The organism is Mizugakiibacter sediminis (assembly GCF_000953855.2).
GTDB lineage: Bacteria > Pseudomonadota > Gammaproteobacteria > Xanthomonadales > Rhodanobacteraceae > Mizugakiibacter > Mizugakiibacter sediminis.
Genome location: NZ_DF970233.1, coordinates 14,360 through 30,663 on the forward strand (window position 1 = coordinate 14,360; position 16,304 = coordinate 30,663).

The following is a 16,304-nucleotide window of genomic DNA, read 5'->3' on the forward strand; positions in this document are numbered from 1 at the left end:
CGCGGAAACCGGTGGTCACACCATCCGCTGCCGCGCCATGCCCCGCAGCACCAGCGTGAAGGCGACGCCGCTGCCGTCGTCGAGGTTGCGCGCTTCAGCGCGACCGTTGTGCAGTTCGGCGACGAGGCGCACGACGTAGAGGCCGAGGCCGAGGTGCGGGGCGGCGGCGCGCGAGGTGGCGTCGCGCAGGCTGACCAGCGAGTCGAACAGGCGGCCGTGCATGGCCGCGGGCAGTAGCGGACCGCGGTTGGCGACTTCGATGGCGGCGCCGTCGGGCAGCGCGCGCAGACCGAGGCGGATCCAGCCGTCCTCGGGCGTGAACGACAGCGCGTTGTCGAACAGCTTGTCCAGCGCCTGCGCGATCAGTTCGGGCGCGCCGTGCAGCGGCAGCGGCGATTCCGGCAGCACGCATTCGACGCGGCGCGGCGCGGCCAGCGCGCGGTAGGCTTCGGCGCAGCCGCGCACGACCTGCGCGAGGTCGAAGTCCTCGCCTTCGGCGCCGGCGATGGCGCGCTCCATGCGGCTCGATTCGCTCATCGCGCGCACGATCGCGCCGAGCCGCGCGGCGCCGTCGCGGGCGCGCGCGAGGTACGGCTGCGCCTCGGCCGGCAGCGCCGCGTGCTCGAGGTTGTCGAGCGAGGACTTCACGATCGCCAGCGGCGTGTTGAGTTCGTGCGACAGCTTGGAGGCCAGCGTGCGCAGGTAGTCGGTATAGGCGCCGACCGCGTCGGTGAGGCGCGCGAAGCTGCGCGCGAGATCGCCCAGTTCGTCGGCGGCGTCGGCCTGTGGGAAGGCGCCGTCGTAGCGGCCTTCGCGGCGCACGGCGACGTCGGCGGCGTCGCGCAGGCGGCCGATGCGCAGCGACAGCCAGGTGGCGAAGGCGAACAGCAGGCCACCGGCGATCAACAGACCGGCGACGCTCGCCAGCAGCAGGCCTAGCAGCGCGCGGTTGGCGAGCAGCGGCACGCTGCGGCTGGCCTGCTCGAGCAGCAGCGCGCCTCGCGTCTCGCCGCGGTCGAGCAGCGGCACCGCCACCGCCAGCACCACGCTGCCGGGTTCGGTGCCGGCGCGCCAGCTCGCGGCCGGCACGCCGGACAGCGCCTGCCACGCCTCCGGCGCGTCGACGCGCGGCGCGTCCTGCGACAGCGCCTGCGAACCGCTCAACGCCGGCGCGATCAGGCCGCGGTAGACCAGCGCCGACAGCCACGCCGGCGTGCCTCGCACCGCATCGCGCACGGCCAGCGATCCGTGCTCGGCCAGCAGCCAGCCTTCCGCGCTGAGCAGGCGCGCGCGCGTGCCGTCCGGCGCGAGCTGCGCCAGTTCGCGCGCCAGCGGCGCGGAATAGGCCAGCAGCGGGCGCGGCTCGACGTCGTCGGCGAAACGGCGCGGCGCGTCGGCGTCGTAGGCGGCGAGCGCGAGGTGGTCCGGCATCTGCGCGCGCGCGATGCGCAGCTCGATGCGGTAGCCGCTGCCGTCGTCCTGCCATTCGCCGTCCAGCGGATCGGGCAGATCGGCGGTCGGCGCATCCAGCGGGCGCGCGCGGAACGCGCCGGGCGCGGTGCTGGCGATCAGGTAGCGCTGCTGCGCGGCGCCGCGGCGCAGGGTCAGCACGAGATGATCGGCCTGCAGCGCGGCGGGATCGTCGGCCTCGCGGCGCGTGCGCGTGGCGTCCTGCACTTCGGCGTAGAGGTACAGCCAGGCGCTGTCCTCGGCCAGCAGCACGCGCAGCCCCTGCTCGGGCCGCTGCACCCACGGCGTCAGCGGCGCCCAGTCGTCGCCGTAGCCGTCGATCACGATCGGCTGCACGGCGGGCTGCACGTACCACGCGGCACCGGGCGCCGGCAGCGCGGCGTCGGCGACGGTGAGCGCGCGCGCCAGCGCCCGCGCGGAGGCGGTCAACGCCTGCTCCTGCGCGTGCCGCAGCATCTGCTCCATCTGCCGCACGTACAGCAGACCCACCGCCGGCAGCACCAGCGTGGACAGCGCGACGAGCAGCAGCTTGCGACGGAGGGTCATGGGCGATGGGAGACGGGAGACGGCTTGGCGCTCGTCATGCCGGCGCAAGCCGGCAACCGGCGACTGCCGCCGAAGTCCCTCCTGTCCGAAGGTTGGGTGTGCTGCGCAACGGTACCGTACCGGATTCCGGCGAACGCCGGAATCCCGCGCCTTTCCGTCTGTCGTCTACCGTCTCCCGGCACTCCCCTCACGGCTTCCAGCGATAGCCCACCCCATGCACCGTCTCGATCGCGTCGAAATCCGGCGCGACGGCGACGAACTTCTTGCGGATGCGCTTGATGTGCGAGGTGATGGTGGCGTCGTCGACCACCAGCTCGGCCTCGCGCATCAGCTGGTCGCGGTTCTTCACGTGGCCGGGGAAGCGCACCATGGTGTGCACCATCCAGAACTCGGTGACGGTCAGCGGCACCTCGACGCCGTTCCAGGTGACGCGCATGCGCTCGGCTTCCAGCTTCAGCGGGCCGTGCTCGATCACCGTCTCGCTGGACGCCGGCTGCTTCAGCGACTCGATGCGGCGGAACAGCGCGCCGATGCGCGCGGCGAGCTGGTGCAGGCTGGTGTCCTTGCTGAGGTAGTCGTCGGCGCCGAGGCGCAGGCCGGAGATCACGTCGAAGTCGGAATCGCGCGCGGTGAGGAAGATGATCGGCAGCGTCGCCGACTTCGCGCGCAGCTCGCGGCACAGGTCGAAACCGCCCTCCGGCTCGTCGCCCAGGCCGATGTCGATGATCACCAGATCCGGCAGCCGCGTGGCGAACGCGTTGGAGGCCTCGCGGCGCGAGGCGTAGCCGCGCGCTTCGTAGCCGAAGCGCGACAGCGCCTCGACATAGTTGGCGCGGATCAGCGGTTCGTCTTCGACGATGGCGATGCTTCGGCCCATGGAACCTTCCTCAACGGATGGAATCTGCGCCTCGGCGGCGGACATTGCGTCCTTGATGCACGGGCGCGACGTCAGCGTGCAGTGCGCCACGTCACGGTGCAAGCGGCCGGCGCGCGCTGCCCGCGTTTTGCCACAACGCGTCGCCGCCCTGCCCCGGACGCCGCCGCGCCACGCCGCGCGGCAGCGGTGCAATGGCATCGTCCCTCCTTGCCGTGGAGACGACCGTGGACCGCCCATCGATCGAAACCAACACCGATCTCGCCCGCACCTTCGAACCGCTGCGGGTGGCCCTGGCCCTGGGCGCGCTGCTGCTGGGCCTGCTGGTTTCGCTGCGCTGAGGACCCGCCGATGAACGCGCAACGCATCCCCGACGACGACGGCCTCGAACGCTGGATGGATCCGGCGGATGCGGACCACGCAGTCCAGGCGCCGGCGCCGGACGCGCCGGACCCGGACTGGCAGACCTGCTGAGCTTCCCCGTCGAGCTTCGGCCGGCGCGGCAACCCCGCGCCGGCCGCCTTCTTCGGCGCGCTCAGGCCGCGGCCGCGGCGTCCTTCATCGCCTTGACCACCGCGCGGTAGTCCTTCTGGCCGAAGATCGCCGAGCCGGCGACGAAGGTGTCGGCGCCGGCGCCGGCGATCTCGGCGATGTTGTCCGGCTTGACGCCGCCGTCCACCTCCAGGCGGATCGGACGGCCGCTGCGATCGATGATCTCGCGCGCGCGGCGCAGCTTCTCCAGCGCCGTGGGGATGAAGCTCTGCCCGCCGAAACCGGGGTTGACCGACATGATCAGCACCAGGTCGAGCTTGTCGAGCACGTAATCGAGATGGCCGAGCGGCGTGGCCGGGTTGAACACCAGGCCGGCCTGGCAGCCGGAGGCTTTGATCAATTGCAGCGTGCGGTCGACGTGGTCGCTCGCTTCCGGATGGAAGCTGATCAGCGTGGCGCCGGCCTTGGCGAAGTCGGGCACGAGGCGGTCGACCGGCTTGACCATCAGGTGCACGTCGATCGGCGCGGCGACGCCGTGCTTGCGCAGCGCCTCGCACACCAGCGGGCCGATCGTCAGGTTCGGCACGTAATGGTTGTCCATCACGTCGAAATGCACCCAGTCGGCGCCGGCGGCGAGCACGTGGTCCACCTCCTCGCCGAGCCGCGCGAAATCCGCGGAGAGGATGGAAGGGGCAATCACGGTGGACTGTTTCATCGAACGCTCCGCAGGTGGTGACGCCGCATCGACGGCGCGAGTGTCACAGCGCCCTCTCCCCCATCGCGCGCGATGGAGGAGAGGGAATGTCCGCGCGATCCCCCGCCGCGTCAGGTGAAACCGCGCTCGGATTGTATGCGCTCGTAGGCGGCGTTGATTTCGCCGGCGCGCTGTTCGGCGCGGCGGCGCATGTCATCGGGCAGGTTGCCGAGGCGGTCGGGATGGTGCTCGCCGATCAGCTTGCGGTAGGCGCGCTTGATCGTGCGCGCGTCGGCGCTGCGCGGCACGCCCAGCACGGCGTAGGGATCGGGCCCGCTGGCCTGCCGCCGCGGCGGCTCGTAGCCGCTGTTGCCGGCGCCGGCACCGGGCGGCGTCCAGGCGTAGCCCTTCATCGCCATCATCGCCACCAGATCCATCTCGGTCACGCCCAGCGACCACGCCAGCCGGCGCAGGATCTTCAGTTTCTCCGCGCTGACACCGCCCTCGGCGAGCACGGTCTCGACCACCATGTCGATCACCGGAAAGGCGAGATCGCGGCGCCCGCCGCACCACGCCTTCAGCTCGCCGATGACAAGGCCGACGTCGAAGCCGGGCTGCTTGCCGGCGTTGAAGCGCGCGATGGCGCGCTGGCGCTGCGCGGCGTCGAGGCCGAGCCGCCCCATCAGCCGCTCGGCCACGGCGATCTCCGCCTCCGACACGCGGCCGTCCGACTTCGCCACCGCGCCCAGCAGCGCGAACAGCGGATCGATGTAGCCGTGCACGTCGAGGCGCGGCTGCGTGCGCAGCATGCCGGCGTCGAACATGTGGCCGATCGCGGCGAACAGCAGCGCCAGCAGCGGGTTGTGGAACAGCAGCAGGCCGATGGCCGCGCCGATGAGCTTGCCGAGATACCTCATCGCGCGCCCGCCGCGCAGGGCGCGAGGTCGGCGTACCAGCGCGCGAGCTGTTCCAGCTCGGCGTCGCCGAGCGGCCCCAGCGCGGCGCGCATCACCGGCACGTCGCGCTGGCCGCTCTTGTAGGCGCGCAGGGCCTTCAGCAGATAGTCGAAGCGCTGGCCGGCCAGGTTCGGCGTTTCCGGCACGCGCGCGCGGCCGTCCTCGCCGTGGCAGGCGGCGCACAGGCCGAGGCGGGCGGGCTTGGCGGGAGTCTGCGCCGCGGCGGGAAGCGCGGCGGCGGCCAGCAGGGCCAGGACGGGCAGACGGGTCATCGCGGGACCGGGCTCGAGATCGCCGCGGATTCTACCAGCGCGGCCGGCGCGGACGGCTGAACCGCTACAATGGACGCCCTTTCCTTCCGCCGCGGAGCGCGCCGTGCCCACCGTCCTGCACCAGTCGAACCTGCCCGGCCTCGAGCTGATCCATCGCGGCAAGGTGCGCGACGTCTACGCGCTGCCCGGCAACCGCCTGCTGATCGTGGCCACCGACCGGCTGTCGGCGTTCGACGTGGTGCTGCCCGACCCGATTCCCGGCAAGGGCGAGATGCTCTGCCAGATCTCCAACTTCTGGTTCGGCAAGACCGCGCACATCATCCCCAACCACCTCACCGGCACGCCGGTCGCCGAGGTGCTGCCGCCGGGCACCGACGCCAGGCTGTACGCGAAGCGCGCGGTGGTGACCAGGCGGCTGAAACCGGTGCCGATCGAGGCGATCGCGCGCGGCTACCTGATCGGCTCCGGCTGGAAGGACTACCAGGCCAGCGGCAGGCTGTGCGGCATCGCGCTGCCGAAGGGCCTGCGCCAGGCGGAGAAGCTGCCCGAGCCGATCTTCACGCCGTCGACCAAGGCCGCGGTCGGCGCGCACGACGAGAACATCGGCTTCGACCAGGTGGTGGCGACGATCGGCGCCGACCTCGCCGAACAGGTGCGCGCGGCGACGCTGGCGATCTACACCTGGGCGGCCGCCTACGCCGCCGAGCGCGGCATCATCATCGCCGACACCAAGTTCGAGTTCGGCACCGACGAGCACGGCAAGCTGTACGTGATGGACGAGATGCTGACGCCGGACTCCTCGCGCTTCTGGCCGGCCGACCAATACCGCGTCGGCATCAGCCCGCCGAGCTACGACAAGCAGTACGTGCGCGACTACCTCGAGACGCTGGACTGGAACAAGCGGGCGCCCGGTCCGAAGCTGCCGCGCGAGGTGATCGAGGGCACCGCCGCCAAGTACGCCGAGGCGTTGAAGCGGCTGGCCGGAATCACGCTCGACTGAAGCATCGCCGCGGCACTAGCCGCGCAGCAGCAGCACCGTCCAGTACACCGCGATCGCCATCTGCACGGCGAACGCGGTGAAGCGCGCGTTGACCGCCCACACGCGCGTCGAGGCGAGGTGGATCGTCGACTGCGCCAGGCGCGCGGCCAGCAGCCACGGCGCCAACGGATCGGTCAGGCCGCTGCGGCCGCCGATCACGGCGACCACCAGCAGGCCGCCGAAGATCGGCAACCCTTCCAGGCAGTTCGCGTGCGCCCGCGCCAGCCGCTGCATGAACGGCGACAGGTTGGCGTTGTCCGGCGTGAAGGCGTTGGAGGCGACGCGGCCCAGCAGCACCAGCCGCGAGCGCAGCACTTCCATCAGCAGCAGCAAGGCCAGCGCCCAGGCGATCAGCGCGGTCAGCACCCACAGCGAAGGACTGTTCATCGCCATATCTCCCCGTTGCCCCGGCACCATGCTAGCGCGCGAGGATGGGCCGACTGTACGGCCCGCCCCGATCGTTCCTAAGATGGCGCGGAACGGGCGGACCTCCGATCCGCCGCACCCGCGGGGGCGCCATGCGCAGCGTGCACGACTGGTTCGCCAGCTACGGCGCGGACCACCAGCATCCGGTCAACCGCGCCATCCATTGGGTGTGCGTGCCGGCCATCCTGTGGTGCGTGATCGCCGCGCTGTGGACGCTGCCGGTGATCCCCGCGCTGATGCGCCCGGGCTTCTGGGCGTTCGTCGCGATGTTCGGCGCCTTCATGTTCTATTTCCGCCTGTCGCGCATGCTCGGCATGGCGATGGCGCTGGCCTTCGTCGTCTTCGGCCTGCTCAGCGAAGCGCTGTATCGCGCGCTCGGGCCGACGCACCTGCTGTGGCTGGCCGGCGGCGTGTTCGTGGCGGCGTGGGTGGGCCAGTTCGTCGGCCACGTCATCGAGGGCCGCCGCCCCTCTTTCCTCACCGACCTCGCCTATCTGCTGATCGGCCCGGCGTGGCTGATGGGCAAACTGCTGCGGCGCGCAGGCATCGCCTACTGAGAGGCTGTGAAAAACAGCCTCTCAGGCGAGCCATGGACGGCTCGCGCGCGAAGCGAGCGCGTCAGCGCTTGCTTCGCGGGAATGAGCCCGGACCTGTGCCGGACTCACGACTGAAAAAACGCACAGGACGTGAGTTTTTTCACAAACTCTGAGCGCGCGCACCGGCGCGGCGCCGGTGCGCGCAGGCAGCGCCTTCAGTGATGCATGGCGGCGAACATGCCGCCCAGCAGCACGCCGAACACCAGGCCGAAGGCGATGCCGATGGCGAGGCCGATCGCGTACTGCACCAGCGTGACCAGGCAGGCGCGGCCGTAGGCCATGCGCTCGCCGGACGGCAGCTTGAGCAGTTGCTGGATCACCCACGCGCCGACCAGGAAATCGGCGACCAGCACCAGCAGCCGGCGCGGCGCGAACAAGCCGCCGGCGAATCCGCCCATGCCGCCGGCGAAGCCGATCAGGCCGAGCACCAGGTTGACCACGAACACCGCGCCCAGGCAGGCCAGCGTCACCAGCAGCGCCTGGCCGAACGACGGCGTGAACTTCTCCACCAGCTTGGTCGCCAGCATCAGCACCAGCGCGCCGACCAGCACGCCGATGACGATCCCGCCGAGCACCATGCCCATGCCCAGGCCCATCAGGGCCCCCAATCCGTTTTCCATGTGTCCCCCTCGCGTATGCCGTGCCCCCGCACGGTGCGCCGATCATGCGGGGCCGCCGCTGGCGATGCAAATCGGCGGGAGCAGCGCGTGCCGGACCGATCCAGGCGCGCGCCGAGGCTTCAGCCGGCGGCCGCCCCGGGCTCAGGCCGTACGTCGAGGGTCATGGCGTGCAGGTCGAGCGTGACCACGGCGTGGCGGAACAGCGCGTTGCCGACCGTGGCCTCGAACAGCCCGTCGGGCTGATGCACGCCGGGCGTGGGGAAGTAGACCGTCGCGTCCTCGGCATCCAGGGCGACGCCGGCGAAACCAGTCGAACGCGCGTGCGCCGCCCGCATATCGACGCCGCCATCGGTGTAGGGGAAATGCCGGGGCACGGCGCCGGCGGCCAGCGCCTGCAAACCGAGCGGAGCGATCGCCGCGTCGTATACCAGCAGCGTACCGGTGTAAGCCGTGTCGATCTGCGCGCGCACGGCGTGGCCATCGACCGTAAACGGCGCGCCGACCAAGATCGGCGGTCCATGCTTGCCGAAGGTGATCAGCTGCAACGTGCCGCGGGCATGCGCGTCGGCCGGGCCATCGATGACCGCGGAAATCCTGAGCAGGTGGCGCGGATAGTCGATCTGCAGCACCCGATCGTGGAAGAACGTGTAGGTGAGCGCGCCATCGCAGGGAATGCCGAGTGCGCCGAACTGGGCGCGGTCGATGGCGAGGAAATCGGCGTCGCCCGCCATGGCGCCGAGAGCGGCTCGGTGCGCGCCGGCCTTGTAGATGCCGGCCACCGTCTTGCCGTCGGCGGTATGCGCCGTCGCCAACTGCCATCCCAGCGCGCGCGCGGCATCCGTCAACACCCATGAACGTACGTTGCCGGTGTCGAGGATCAGCGTGCGCGGCGCCGCGCCGTCGAGACGTGCCTCGAAACAGATCAGCCCGTTGCAATCCCGAAACGGCAGCGTTGCGACGAACACGGGCGCCGCATGCGAGCCGCCTGCGAACGCTGACGTCAGCGCAAGCAGCGCCGCACCTCGCATCAGGGCATGCCGCATACGCACTCCTCCTCGCCGTATCGACCGGGCACGATTGCAGCAGGGCGCGGCCCGCATGGCATGCGCCGGTAGTCATAAGCCAGGCGGCAAAATGCGCGACTCGCGTCGCCTTATGTCGGCGGCCGAAAATCGCGCGGCCGCACGCCGAGCAGGCGCTCGACCTCGGCGTTGTCGGCGATCAGGTCGGAGCCCAGGCGCGACAGCGGGCCGCGCAGGCGCGGCAGCGCCGCTGCGGCGAGGCGCTGCGTCCACGCCGGCACCGGCAGCGGCAGCGTCCACGTCGGCACGGTGGCGCGCACGCGCGCGAACATCGCGGCGGCGCTGAGGCGTTCGCCGCCGCCGAACGGCAGCACGCGGCCGGCGCTCTGCGGGCGGTCCAGCGCCGCCAGCACGCCCAGCGCGAGATCGTCGGCATGCACCGGCTGGCGCAAGCCCGGCGCCGCCGGCAGCGGGAACACGTGCCAGCGCGCGGCGCGGCGCGCCAGCGGCGTGATGCTCTTGTCGCTGCCGGCGCCGTAGATCAGCGTCGGCCGCAGCACCGTCCAGGCGAGGCCGAGCGCCTCGCAGCGCGCGGCGAGACGCCGCTCGGCCTCGGCCAGCACCGCGGCGACCGCGCGCTCGGCCGGATCGGGCGAGGCGCGCTTGGTGTCGGCGCTCATCGACGACAGCGCGACCACGCGCGGACGGCCGTCGAACGTCGCGCGCTCCAGCCAGGCGACGAAGTGATGCACCGGCCCCAGGCTGATCAGCGCCGCGGCGTCGCGCGGCACCGGCACCGCGTCCGGCAGCGTGCCGCGCAGCCAGCGCACGCCCTCGCCGTCGGCGTGCGGCTCGCGGCTGACCGCGCAGACGTCGGCGCCGCGCGCGACCAGGCGCGGCAGCAGGAAGCGGCCCACCTGGCCGCTGGCGCCGAACACGAGATGGGTCATCGGGCGGGGTGCGTTCCGGACCGCGCGAGGGGCGCGCGTCGAACGCATATCGTAGCCGACGCGAGTCGCAGCCGGGCGCTTCGCGCCCGGCCGCACTAGAAGTCCTTCTGCAGCACCGCCGAGACGTGGCGGCCGCCGACGTTGTAGCCGTCGAGCGTGTAGAACTGCGGCTTGGCGTTGGTCCAGGTATAGGCGACGGTGAGGCTGACGCCGGCGCCGAAGTTGCGCGCCGCGGCGAGCTTGTAGTCGGTGTAGGAATTCATGTCGCCGTACTCGGCGCCGGTGGCGGGATCGCTGCCGCGCGCCTGCTTGCGGCCGAGGTGGGCGATCAGCGACCAGCGCGGGCCGAGCGGATGCGCCGCGGTCAGGTCGAGGTACCAGGTGCCGCCGGAGTCGGGCGAGCCGTAGGCGTCGGTCAGGCTGTAGTTGAAGCGCGCGCTCAAGCCCTTCCAGCGCACGCGGGTGAAGGCTTCGGTGGTGTCCGGCTTGCGCACCGGCGGCGTCTGCGCCGCATAGTGGCCGGGAAATTCCAGGCGCAGCAGGCCGGTTTCCCAGGCCACGCCGCGCGCGGACACGACGCGGTAGCCGAGCACGTAGTCCGCCTCGACGTGCACGCGCGCGCCGGCGTACAGCTTGCGCACCCAGTCGGTCTTCACCACGCTGACGTTGCCGTACACGCCGGGCCCCGCGTTGGCGTCGATCTCCACCTGCGCGGAAGGATCGCCGACGCTCTGCGCGAGGCCGCGGCTGACGTAGTTGTTCATCAGCTGCACGTAGCCGCTGAAGAAAGGCGCGGGTTCGGCCGCGGGCCCGGCGCACGCGGCGGACGTACACAGCGACAGCAGGGCGGCCGCGAGGAGCGTCGTGGGTCGCATCGGCTTTGCACTCGGTCGGGGGAAAGCGGACGCCGGACGTCCTGTCGGCGGCGGCATGGTATCGGCGCGTCGCCGCTGCCGCCATCGCGCCGTTCGGGGGTCTGTCTTGAATGGGATTTGAGTCTCGCCGCCGTGCCCCAAGGAAAGTCCGAACGGTTCGATCGGCGTCATGCCCGCGACTGCGCGCGAGCGCCGAAGGCGGCCGAAGGGCAAGCGCCGGGATGGCGCGAGTCGAGCGGGCATCCCATGCATGCAACAAGATGGATGACACGCGGTCGCCTGCGCGCGGTCCCGCCGCCCGCGCGGCGGTCGCTGCCGCCTCCCGCCTTCGCAACCCCGCTTTCGCGGGAACGGCGGCTTATCCAGGGCATCCTTAACGTCTCGCCGCGCGCGACGGGCGTAGCCTATATCGCCCGGGCCTTTCCGTGCCTGCCGCCATGACCCTGCGCTGCCTGTTCGTCGACTTCAACAGCTACTTCGCCTCCGTCGAGCAGCAGGAGAACCCCGCGCTGCGCGGCCGGCCGGTGGGCGTGGTGCCGGTGCTGGCCGAAGGCGGTTGCTGCATTGCCGCCAGCGTCGAGGCGAAACGGCGCGGCGTCGGCACCGGCACGCTGGTGCGCGACGCGCGCCGGCTGTGCCCGGACATCGCCCTGGTGCCGGCGCGCCCGTCCCTGTACGTGGCCTGGCACCATCGCCTGCTCGAGGCGATCGAGCGCGTGATCCCCTACGAGCGCCCGCCGCGCTCGATCGACGAGGTCGCCTGCGAGCTGACCGGCAGCCAGCGTCACCGCGCGCGCGCCGAGGCGCTGGCGCACGCGATCAAGGCCGAGATCCGCCGCGAGACCGGCGACGGCGCGATCCGCTGCTCGATCGGCATCGCGCCGAACGAGTGGCTGGCCAAGACCGCCACCGACATGCGGAAGCCCGACGGCCTGGTGGTGATCGAGGCGGCCGACCTGCCGCAGGCACTGCATGGGCTGGCGCTGCGCGACCTGTGCGGCATCGGCGCGGCGATGGAGGCGCGCCTGCACGCGCTCGGCATCCGCAGCGTCGCCCAGCTCGCCGCCGCCGACAAGCTCGTCCTGCGCCGCGCCTGGGGCGGCATCGAGGGCGAACGCATGTGGGCGCTGCTGCGCGGCGAATGGCTGCCGCCGCGCGCGAGCGAACGCGGCTCGGTCGGCCATTCACACGTGCTGCCGCCGGAGCTGCGCACGCCGCCGGGCGCGCAGGCGGTGGCGAAGAAGCTGCTGGTCAAGACGGCGCAGCGCCTGCGCGGCTACGGCCTGCTGGCCGGCGCGCTGGCGTTGCGCATGCGCCTGCTCGGCACGGAGGCGCGCGTCGAGGCCGACCTCGTCTTCGACCCCACCGACGACAGCCGCGCGCTGCTGCACCACCTGCTGCGCCTGCTCGAGGCGCATCCGCTGCCGCGCCGCGCCCGGCCGCTGTCGGTCAGCGTGACGCTACACCGCGTGATCGAACGCGCGCACGGCTCGCGCCCGCTGTTCGGCGACGAACGCGCCAGCGACGCGCTGAACGCCGTGCTCGACCGCATCAACCGCCGCTACGGCCACAACACCCTGTATTTCGGCGGCATGCACGCGGCGCTGGACGCCGCGCCGATGCGCATCCCGTTCAACCGCATCCCCGATGTCGGCACGGAGCAGGACGCCGACCACGAGCTGTGGCTGAAACGCATCAACCAGGCCAAGGTGCTGGCCGAGGGCGAACATCGCCGGCGCGGCGATGCTAAGCTGCCGCGGTCCGGTTGAGGGAGGATCGCGCATGATCGCTCGCGTCTGGCGCGGCATCACGCCGCAAGAGCAGGCGGACGCCTACCTCGAACACCTGCGGCAGACGGCGCTGCCGTCGCTGGCGCAGCAGCCCGGCCAGCGCGGCGCGTACGTGCTGCGCCGCGTGCAGGGCGAGCGCTGCGAGTTCCAGATCATCTCGCTGTGGGACTCGCTGGAAGCGATCGGCGCCTGGACCGGCGGCGACCCCAACCGCTCCGTGTATTACCCCGAGGACGAGCAGTTCCTGCTCGACATGGAACCGCTGGTGCGCCACTACGAGGTGGCCGACCGCCTGCCGGCCGCGGCGCTGTCGGCGGAGCCCTCCGGGCGCTGAGCGCATCCGTCGACCGCCGCGGTCGCGGCTCCCAAGTGCGAAAAGCCACGGCGGACGCGGATTGGCGCGGATGGCGTTTCCTGCGGCCGGCGCGGGCCCGCAGGAAAGCGCGCCCGCAGTGCTGCCGTGCGCCGGGCGCCGGCCGGTTTCCGGGCTACGGATCCGCGGAACCGTCGTCGCCGGCGGCGTAGCGCAGCAGCTTCCAGATCAGCGCCGCGGCGACCAGCATCAGACCGACGGTGATGTTCAAGCCGTACATCGCCTGCAACACCGCGCTCTGCGTCGCCGCGCGTCCGGCGGCGACGAACACGGCCAGTTCGACCAGCGTGCAGAAGCCGCACAGCGCCAGCGCGAAGTTGAGCGCGATGCGCTGGAAGCGCGGCACGTCGGCGAACAGGCGCACGCCGAGCCAGAACGCGAGATACGGCAGCAGGAACCACAGCGCGCTCGCGCCGCCGCCGGCGGCGAGCGCGCCGAACACCGCCAGCGCGGCCATCGCGGCCAGCAGGCGCGTGCCGTGGCGGCCGAGCGGGCCGGCGCGCGGCGATGGCGAATCCGCGCTCACTTGCGCTTCGGCAGGTACAGGTCGGTGATGGTGCCTTCGTAGACCTCGGCCGCCATGCCCACCGATTCGCTCAACGTCGGATGCGGGTGGACGGTCAGGCCGATGTCCGCGGCTTCCGCGCCCATCTCGATCGCCAGCGCCAGTTCGGAGATCAAGTCGCCGGCGTGCACGCCGACGATGCCGGCGCCGATCACGCGGTGCGTGGCCTCGTCGAACAGCAGCTTGGTGAAGCCTTCGGCGCGGTCGATGCCGACCGCGCGGCCGGACGCCGACCACGGGAACTTGCCGACACCGTAGGCGATGCCCTTCTCCCTGGCTTCGCGCTCGGTCAGGCCGACCCAGGCCACTTCCGGGTCGGTGTAGGCCACCGACGGGATCACGCGCGCGACGAACTCGCGCTTCAGACCGGCGGCGACTTCCGCCGCCACCTTGCCCTCGTGCGTCGCCTTGTGCGCCAGCATCGGATTGCCGACGATGTCGCCGATCGCGAAGATGTGCGGCACGTTGGTGCGCATCTGCGCGTCGACGGGAATGAAGCCGCGCTCGGTCACGGCGACGCCCGCCGCGTCCGCGCCGATCTTCCTGCCGTTGGGCGCGCGGCCCACCGCCACCAGCACGCGGTCGAACCGTTGCGGCGGCGGGGCGTTCTCGCCTTCGAACGTGGCCTTCAGCCCCTGCTTCTCCGCCTCGACGCTGGCCACCCTGGTCTTCAGATGCACGCCGCCGTAGCGCTTGCCGAGGCGCTGCGCCAGCGGCCGCACCAGGTCGGCGTCGGCGCCAGGCATCAGCTGATCGGCCATCTCCACCACGGTGACCTCGCTGCCCAGCGCGTCGTACACGCAGGCCATCTCGAGACCGATGATGCCGCCGCCGACCACCAGCAGGCGCTTGGGGATCTCGGCCAGCGCCAGCGCGTCGGTGGAATCCATCACGCGCGGATCGTCCCAGGGGAAGCCCGGCAGCTTCAGCGCCTGCGAGCCGGCGGCGATGATCGCCTGCTCGAAGCGGATCAGCCGCGTGCCGTCCTCACCCCGCACTTCCAGCTCGTGCGGCGAGACGAAGGCGCCGGTGCCCTGCACCACGCGCACCTTGCGCTGCTTCGCCATCGCGGCGAGGCCGCCGGTCGGCTTGGCGACCACGGCGTCCTTGAACGCGCGCAGCTTGGCGAGGTCGATCTTCGGCGCGCCGAACTCGACGCCGTGCGCGGCCATGCCGCGCGCCTCCTCGATCACCGCCGCGGCGTGCAGCAGCGCCTTGGAGGGAATGCAGCCGACGTTGAGGCAGACGCCGCCGAGGCTGGGATAGCGCTCGACCAGCACGGTGTCGAGGCCGAGGTCGGCGGCGCGGAACGCGGCGGTGTAACCGCCCGGGCCCGAGCCCAGCACCAGCATGCGGCATTCGATGTCGGCCTGGCGGCCGCTGGCGGATTTGGCCGCGGGCGCGGGCACAGACGCAGCCTGCGCCGCGGGCGCAACGGCCTGCGGCGCGGCCGCGGCTTCGGCCGCGCCGGTTTCCAGCACCGCGATCAGCGTGCCCTGCGAGACGGCGTCGCCGACCTTGACCTTCAGCTCCTTGACTGTGCCCGCCGCGCTGGACGGCACCTCCATCGTCGCCTTGTCGGACTCCAGCGTGACCAGGCCCTGGTCCTTCTTCACGCTGTCGCCGGGCTTGACCAGCACCTCGATCACCGGCACGTCGCTGTGGCCGCCGATGTCCGGAACCCTGACTTCGATCGTGCTCATCGGCGCGCCCTCACAGCATCGTGCGGCGCAGGTCGGCCAGCAGCGCGCCGAGATGGGCGGTGAAGCGCGCGGCGGCGGCGCCGTCGATCACGCGGTGGTCGTAGGACAGCGACAGCGGCAGCATCAGCCGCGGCTGGAACGCCGCGCCGTCCCACACCGGCTTCATGTAGCTCTTCGACACGCCGAGGATCGCCACCTCCGGCGCGTTGACGATCGGCGTGAACGCGGTGCCGCCGATGCCGCCCAGCGAGGAGATCGAGAAGCAGCCGCCCTGCATCTGCTCCGGCTTCAGCTTGCCCTCGCGCGCCAGCGCGGCCAGCTCGGCGGTCTCGCGGGCGAGCTCCAGCACGCCCTTGCGGTCGGCGTCGCGGATCACCGGCACCACCAGCCCGTTCGGCGTGTCGGCGGCGAAGCCGATGTGGAAGTATTTCTTGTAGATCAGGTTCTCGCCGTCCAGCGAGCTGTTGAAGTCGGGGTACTTGCTCAGCGCGGCGACGCAGGCCTTGATCAGGAAGGCCAGCATGGTCACCTTCACGCCCGCCTTCTCGTTCTCCTTGTTGAGGCGCACGCGGAAGGCCTCGAGGTCGGTGATGTCGGCCTCGTCGTGCTGGGTGACGTGCGGGATCATCACCCAGTTGCGCGCCAGGTTGGCGCCGGCGATCTTCTTGATGCGCGACAGCGGCTTCGACTCCACCGCGCCGAACTTGGCGAAGTCGACCTGCGGCCACGGCAGCAGGTCGAGGCCGCCGCCCGCCGCGGCCGCGCCGGGGCGCGCGCCGCCGGCCAGCGCCTGCTTGACGTAGGCCTGCACGTCCTCGCGGGTGATGCGCCCGCCGCGGCCGGAGCCGCGCACCATGGCGAGATCGACGCCCAGCTCGCGCGCGAACAGGCGCACCGCCGGGCTGGCGTGGGGCACCTTGTCCGGCAGCACGCGGTCGACGTCGAAGGCCACCGGCGGCGTGCGCGGCGCGGCCTCGCGCGGCGCGGGCGCGGCCGGTGCGGCCACGGTGGCGCCCGGCGCCGGTGCCGCGGCAGCGGCCG

General features: G+C 72.0%; 19 protein-coding genes. 6 read left to right on the top strand and 13 right to left on the bottom strand.

The features are described from left to right. Positions 1–15: 15 nt before the first annotated feature. Together MBSD_RS10975 and pdsR are read right to left on the bottom strand one after the other, a co-directional pair. Positions 16–2,016 carry an ATP-binding protein gene (locus tag MBSD_RS10975; RefSeq protein ID WP_062537365.1) on the bottom strand — a complete coding sequence of 667 codons (2,001 nt, stop codon included), beginning with the start codon at positions 2,014–2,016 and terminating at the stop codon, positions 16–18. 187 nt (positions 2,017–2,203) lie between these two features. Beyond that, entirely contained in the window at positions 2,204–2,893 is a 690-nt protein-coding gene (gene pdsR, locus MBSD_RS10980; RefSeq protein ID WP_062537366.1) for a proteobacterial dedicated sortase system response regulator, read from the bottom strand. Between the two features lie 191 nt (positions 2,894–3,084). Here pdsR and MBSD_RS15495 point away from each other — a divergent pair, with 191 nt between their 5' ends. Together MBSD_RS15495 and MBSD_RS15900 are read left to right on the top strand one after the other, a co-directional pair. Next, positions 3,085–3,231 (top strand): hypothetical protein, encoded by a 147-nt coding sequence (locus MBSD_RS15495; RefSeq protein WP_187300651.1) that lies wholly within the window; start codon positions 3,085–3,087, stop codon positions 3,229–3,231. Positions 3,232–3,241: 10 nt separating this feature from the next. Next, entirely contained in the window at positions 3,242–3,364 is a 123-nt protein-coding gene (locus MBSD_RS15900) for a hypothetical protein (RefSeq protein ID WP_272898339.1), read from the top strand. A 61-nt stretch (positions 3,365–3,425) separates the two neighbouring features. Here the strand turns inward: MBSD_RS15900 and rpe are convergent, their stop codons facing one another. From rpe to MBSD_RS10995, 3 genes are all read right to left on the bottom strand, one after another. Further along, the gene (gene rpe / locus MBSD_RS10985; protein WP_062537367.1) at positions 3,426–4,097 is read right to left on the bottom strand and encodes a ribulose-phosphate 3-epimerase; all 672 of its coding nucleotides are present in this window, start codon (positions 4,095–4,097) and stop codon (positions 3,426–3,428) included. Positions 4,098–4,207: 110 nt separating this feature from the next. After that, positions 4,208–4,993, bottom strand: coding sequence for a co-chaperone DjlA (gene djlA, locus MBSD_RS10990; RefSeq protein WP_062537368.1), 786 nt, complete (start codon positions 4,991–4,993; stop codon positions 4,208–4,210). Further along, positions 4,990–5,304, bottom strand: a complete 315-nt coding sequence (locus MBSD_RS10995) for a c-type cytochrome (RefSeq protein ID WP_062537369.1) — start codon at positions 5,302–5,304, stop codon at positions 4,990–4,992. The genes djlA and MBSD_RS10995 overlap by 4 nt, the downstream gene beginning before the upstream one ends. 103 nt (positions 5,305–5,407) lie before the next feature. Here MBSD_RS10995 and MBSD_RS11000 point away from each other — a divergent pair, with 103 nt between their 5' ends. Continuing rightward, a complete protein-coding gene (locus MBSD_RS11000) occupies positions 5,408–6,304 on the top strand; it encodes a phosphoribosylaminoimidazolesuccinocarboxamide synthase (RefSeq protein WP_062537370.1) in 897 nt (298 codons plus the stop codon). 15 nt (positions 6,305–6,319) lie between these two features. Here MBSD_RS11000 and MBSD_RS11005 read toward each other — a convergent pair whose 3' ends face one another. Beyond that, positions 6,320–6,730, bottom strand: a complete 411-nt coding sequence (locus tag MBSD_RS11005) for an MAPEG family protein (protein ID WP_062537380.1) — start codon at positions 6,728–6,730, stop codon at positions 6,320–6,322. 131 nt (positions 6,731–6,861) lie between these two features. Between MBSD_RS11005 and MBSD_RS11010 the strand changes: the two genes are divergently transcribed. Next, a complete protein-coding gene (locus tag MBSD_RS11010; protein WP_062537371.1) occupies positions 6,862–7,326 on the top strand; it encodes an Mpo1 family 2-hydroxy fatty acid dioxygenase in 465 nt (154 codons plus the stop codon). 194 nt (positions 7,327–7,520) lie between these two features. Here MBSD_RS11010 and MBSD_RS11015 read toward each other — a convergent pair whose 3' ends face one another. The 4 genes from MBSD_RS11015 to MBSD_RS11030 all read right to left on the bottom strand — a co-directional run bounded on the left by MBSD_RS11015 (position 7,521) and on the right by MBSD_RS11030 (position 11,084). Beyond that, positions 7,521–7,961: a hypothetical protein gene (locus MBSD_RS11015; protein ID WP_062537372.1), complete on the bottom strand. Its 441-nt coding sequence runs from the start codon at positions 7,959–7,961 to the stop codon at positions 7,521–7,523. Positions 7,962–8,104: 143 nt separating this feature from the next. After that, complete coding sequence (locus MBSD_RS11020; RefSeq protein WP_062537373.1) at positions 8,105–9,028, bottom strand: hypothetical protein; 924 nt, start codon at positions 9,026–9,028, stop codon at positions 8,105–8,107. Positions 9,029–9,138: 110 nt separating this feature from the next. Beyond that, positions 9,139–9,957 (bottom strand): SDR family oxidoreductase, encoded by an 819-nt coding sequence (locus MBSD_RS11025; RefSeq protein ID WP_062537374.1) that lies wholly within the window; start codon positions 9,955–9,957, stop codon positions 9,139–9,141. Between the two features lie 95 nt (positions 9,958–10,052). Then, positions 10,053–11,084: a TorF family putative porin gene (locus MBSD_RS11030; protein ID WP_082306625.1), complete on the bottom strand. Its 1,032-nt coding sequence runs from the start codon at positions 11,082–11,084 to the stop codon at positions 10,053–10,055. Positions 11,085–11,269: 185 nt separating this feature from the next. Here MBSD_RS11030 and MBSD_RS11035 point away from each other — a divergent pair, with 185 nt between their 5' ends. Together MBSD_RS11035 and MBSD_RS11040 are read left to right on the top strand one after the other, a co-directional pair. Then, the gene (locus tag MBSD_RS11035; protein WP_082306626.1) at positions 11,270–12,601 is read left to right on the top strand and encodes a Y-family DNA polymerase; all 1,332 of its coding nucleotides are present in this window, start codon (positions 11,270–11,272) and stop codon (positions 12,599–12,601) included. A 13-nt stretch (positions 12,602–12,614) separates the two neighbouring features. Further along, a complete protein-coding gene (locus MBSD_RS11040; RefSeq protein ID WP_062537376.1) occupies positions 12,615–12,956 on the top strand; it encodes an antibiotic biosynthesis monooxygenase family protein in 342 nt (113 codons plus the stop codon). A gap of 154 nt (positions 12,957–13,110) precedes the next feature. On the opposite strand, the gene MBSD_RS11045 is transcribed toward MBSD_RS11040, so the two are convergent. The 3 genes from MBSD_RS11045 to MBSD_RS11055 all read right to left on the bottom strand — a co-directional run. Beyond that, a complete protein-coding gene (locus MBSD_RS11045; RefSeq protein ID WP_062537377.1) occupies positions 13,111–13,521 on the bottom strand; it encodes a hypothetical protein in 411 nt (136 codons plus the stop codon). Further along, entirely contained in the window at positions 13,518–15,263 is a 1,746-nt protein-coding gene (gene lpdA / locus MBSD_RS11050; RefSeq protein ID WP_062537378.1) for a dihydrolipoyl dehydrogenase, read from the bottom strand. Before lpdA ends, MBSD_RS11045 begins: the two co-directional genes overlap by 4 nt. Before the next feature lie 10 nt (positions 15,264–15,273). Continuing rightward, a partial coding sequence (locus MBSD_RS11055; protein WP_114693257.1) for a 2-oxo acid dehydrogenase subunit E2 occupies positions 15,274–16,304 on the bottom strand: 1,031 nt, incomplete at its 5' end.

Bases quoted from the DNA above. Each gene is read 5' to 3' on its own strand.
- pdsR (WP_062537366.1), bottom strand. From the start codon at position 2,893: ATGGGCCGAAGCATCGCCATCGTCGAAGACGAACCGCTGATCCGCGCC.
- rpe (WP_062537367.1), bottom strand. From the start codon at position 4,097: ATGAAACAGTCCACCGTGATTGCCCCTTCCATCCTCTCCGCGGATTTC.
- MBSD_RS11010 (WP_062537371.1), top strand. From the start codon at position 6,862: ATGCGCAGCGTGCACGACTGGTTCGCCAGCTACGGCGCGGACCACCAG.
- MBSD_RS11030 (WP_082306625.1), bottom strand. From the start codon at position 11,084: ATGCATGGGATGCCCGCTCGACTCGCGCCATCCCGGCGCTTGCCCTTC.
- MBSD_RS11005 (WP_062537380.1), bottom strand. From the start codon at position 6,730: ATGAACAGTCCTTCGCTGTGGGTGCTGACCGCGCTGATCGCCTGGGCG.
- MBSD_RS11020 (WP_062537373.1), bottom strand. From the start codon at position 9,028: ATGCGGCATGCCCTGATGCGAGGTGCGGCGCTGCTTGCGCTGACGTCA.
- MBSD_RS11035 (WP_082306626.1), top strand. From the start codon at position 11,270: ATGACCCTGCGCTGCCTGTTCGTCGACTTCAACAGCTACTTCGCCTCC.
- MBSD_RS11040 (WP_062537376.1), top strand. From the start codon at position 12,615: ATGATCGCTCGCGTCTGGCGCGGCATCACGCCGCAAGAGCAGGCGGAC.
- lpdA (WP_062537378.1), bottom strand. From the start codon at position 15,263: ATGAGCACGATCGAAGTCAGGGTTCCGGACATCGGCGGCCACAGCGAC.
- MBSD_RS10995 (WP_062537369.1), bottom strand. From the start codon at position 5,304: ATGACCCGTCTGCCCGTCCTGGCCCTGCTGGCCGCCGCCGCGCTTCCC.
- MBSD_RS15495 (WP_187300651.1), top strand. From the start codon at position 3,085: ATGGCATCGTCCCTCCTTGCCGTGGAGACGACCGTGGACCGCCCATCG.
- MBSD_RS11015 (WP_062537372.1), bottom strand. From the start codon at position 7,961: ATGGGCCTGGGCATGGGCATGGTGCTCGGCGGGATCGTCATCGGCGTG.
- MBSD_RS11025 (WP_062537374.1), bottom strand. From the start codon at position 9,957: ATGACCCATCTCGTGTTCGGCGCCAGCGGCCAGGTGGGCCGCTTCCTG.
- djlA (WP_062537368.1), bottom strand. From the start codon at position 4,993: ATGAGGTATCTCGGCAAGCTCATCGGCGCGGCCATCGGCCTGCTGCTG.
- MBSD_RS15900 (WP_272898339.1), top strand. From the start codon at position 3,242: ATGAACGCGCAACGCATCCCCGACGACGACGGCCTCGAACGCTGGATG.
- MBSD_RS10975 (WP_062537365.1), bottom strand. From the start codon at position 2,016: ATGACCCTCCGTCGCAAGCTGCTGCTCGTCGCGCTGTCCACGCTGGTG.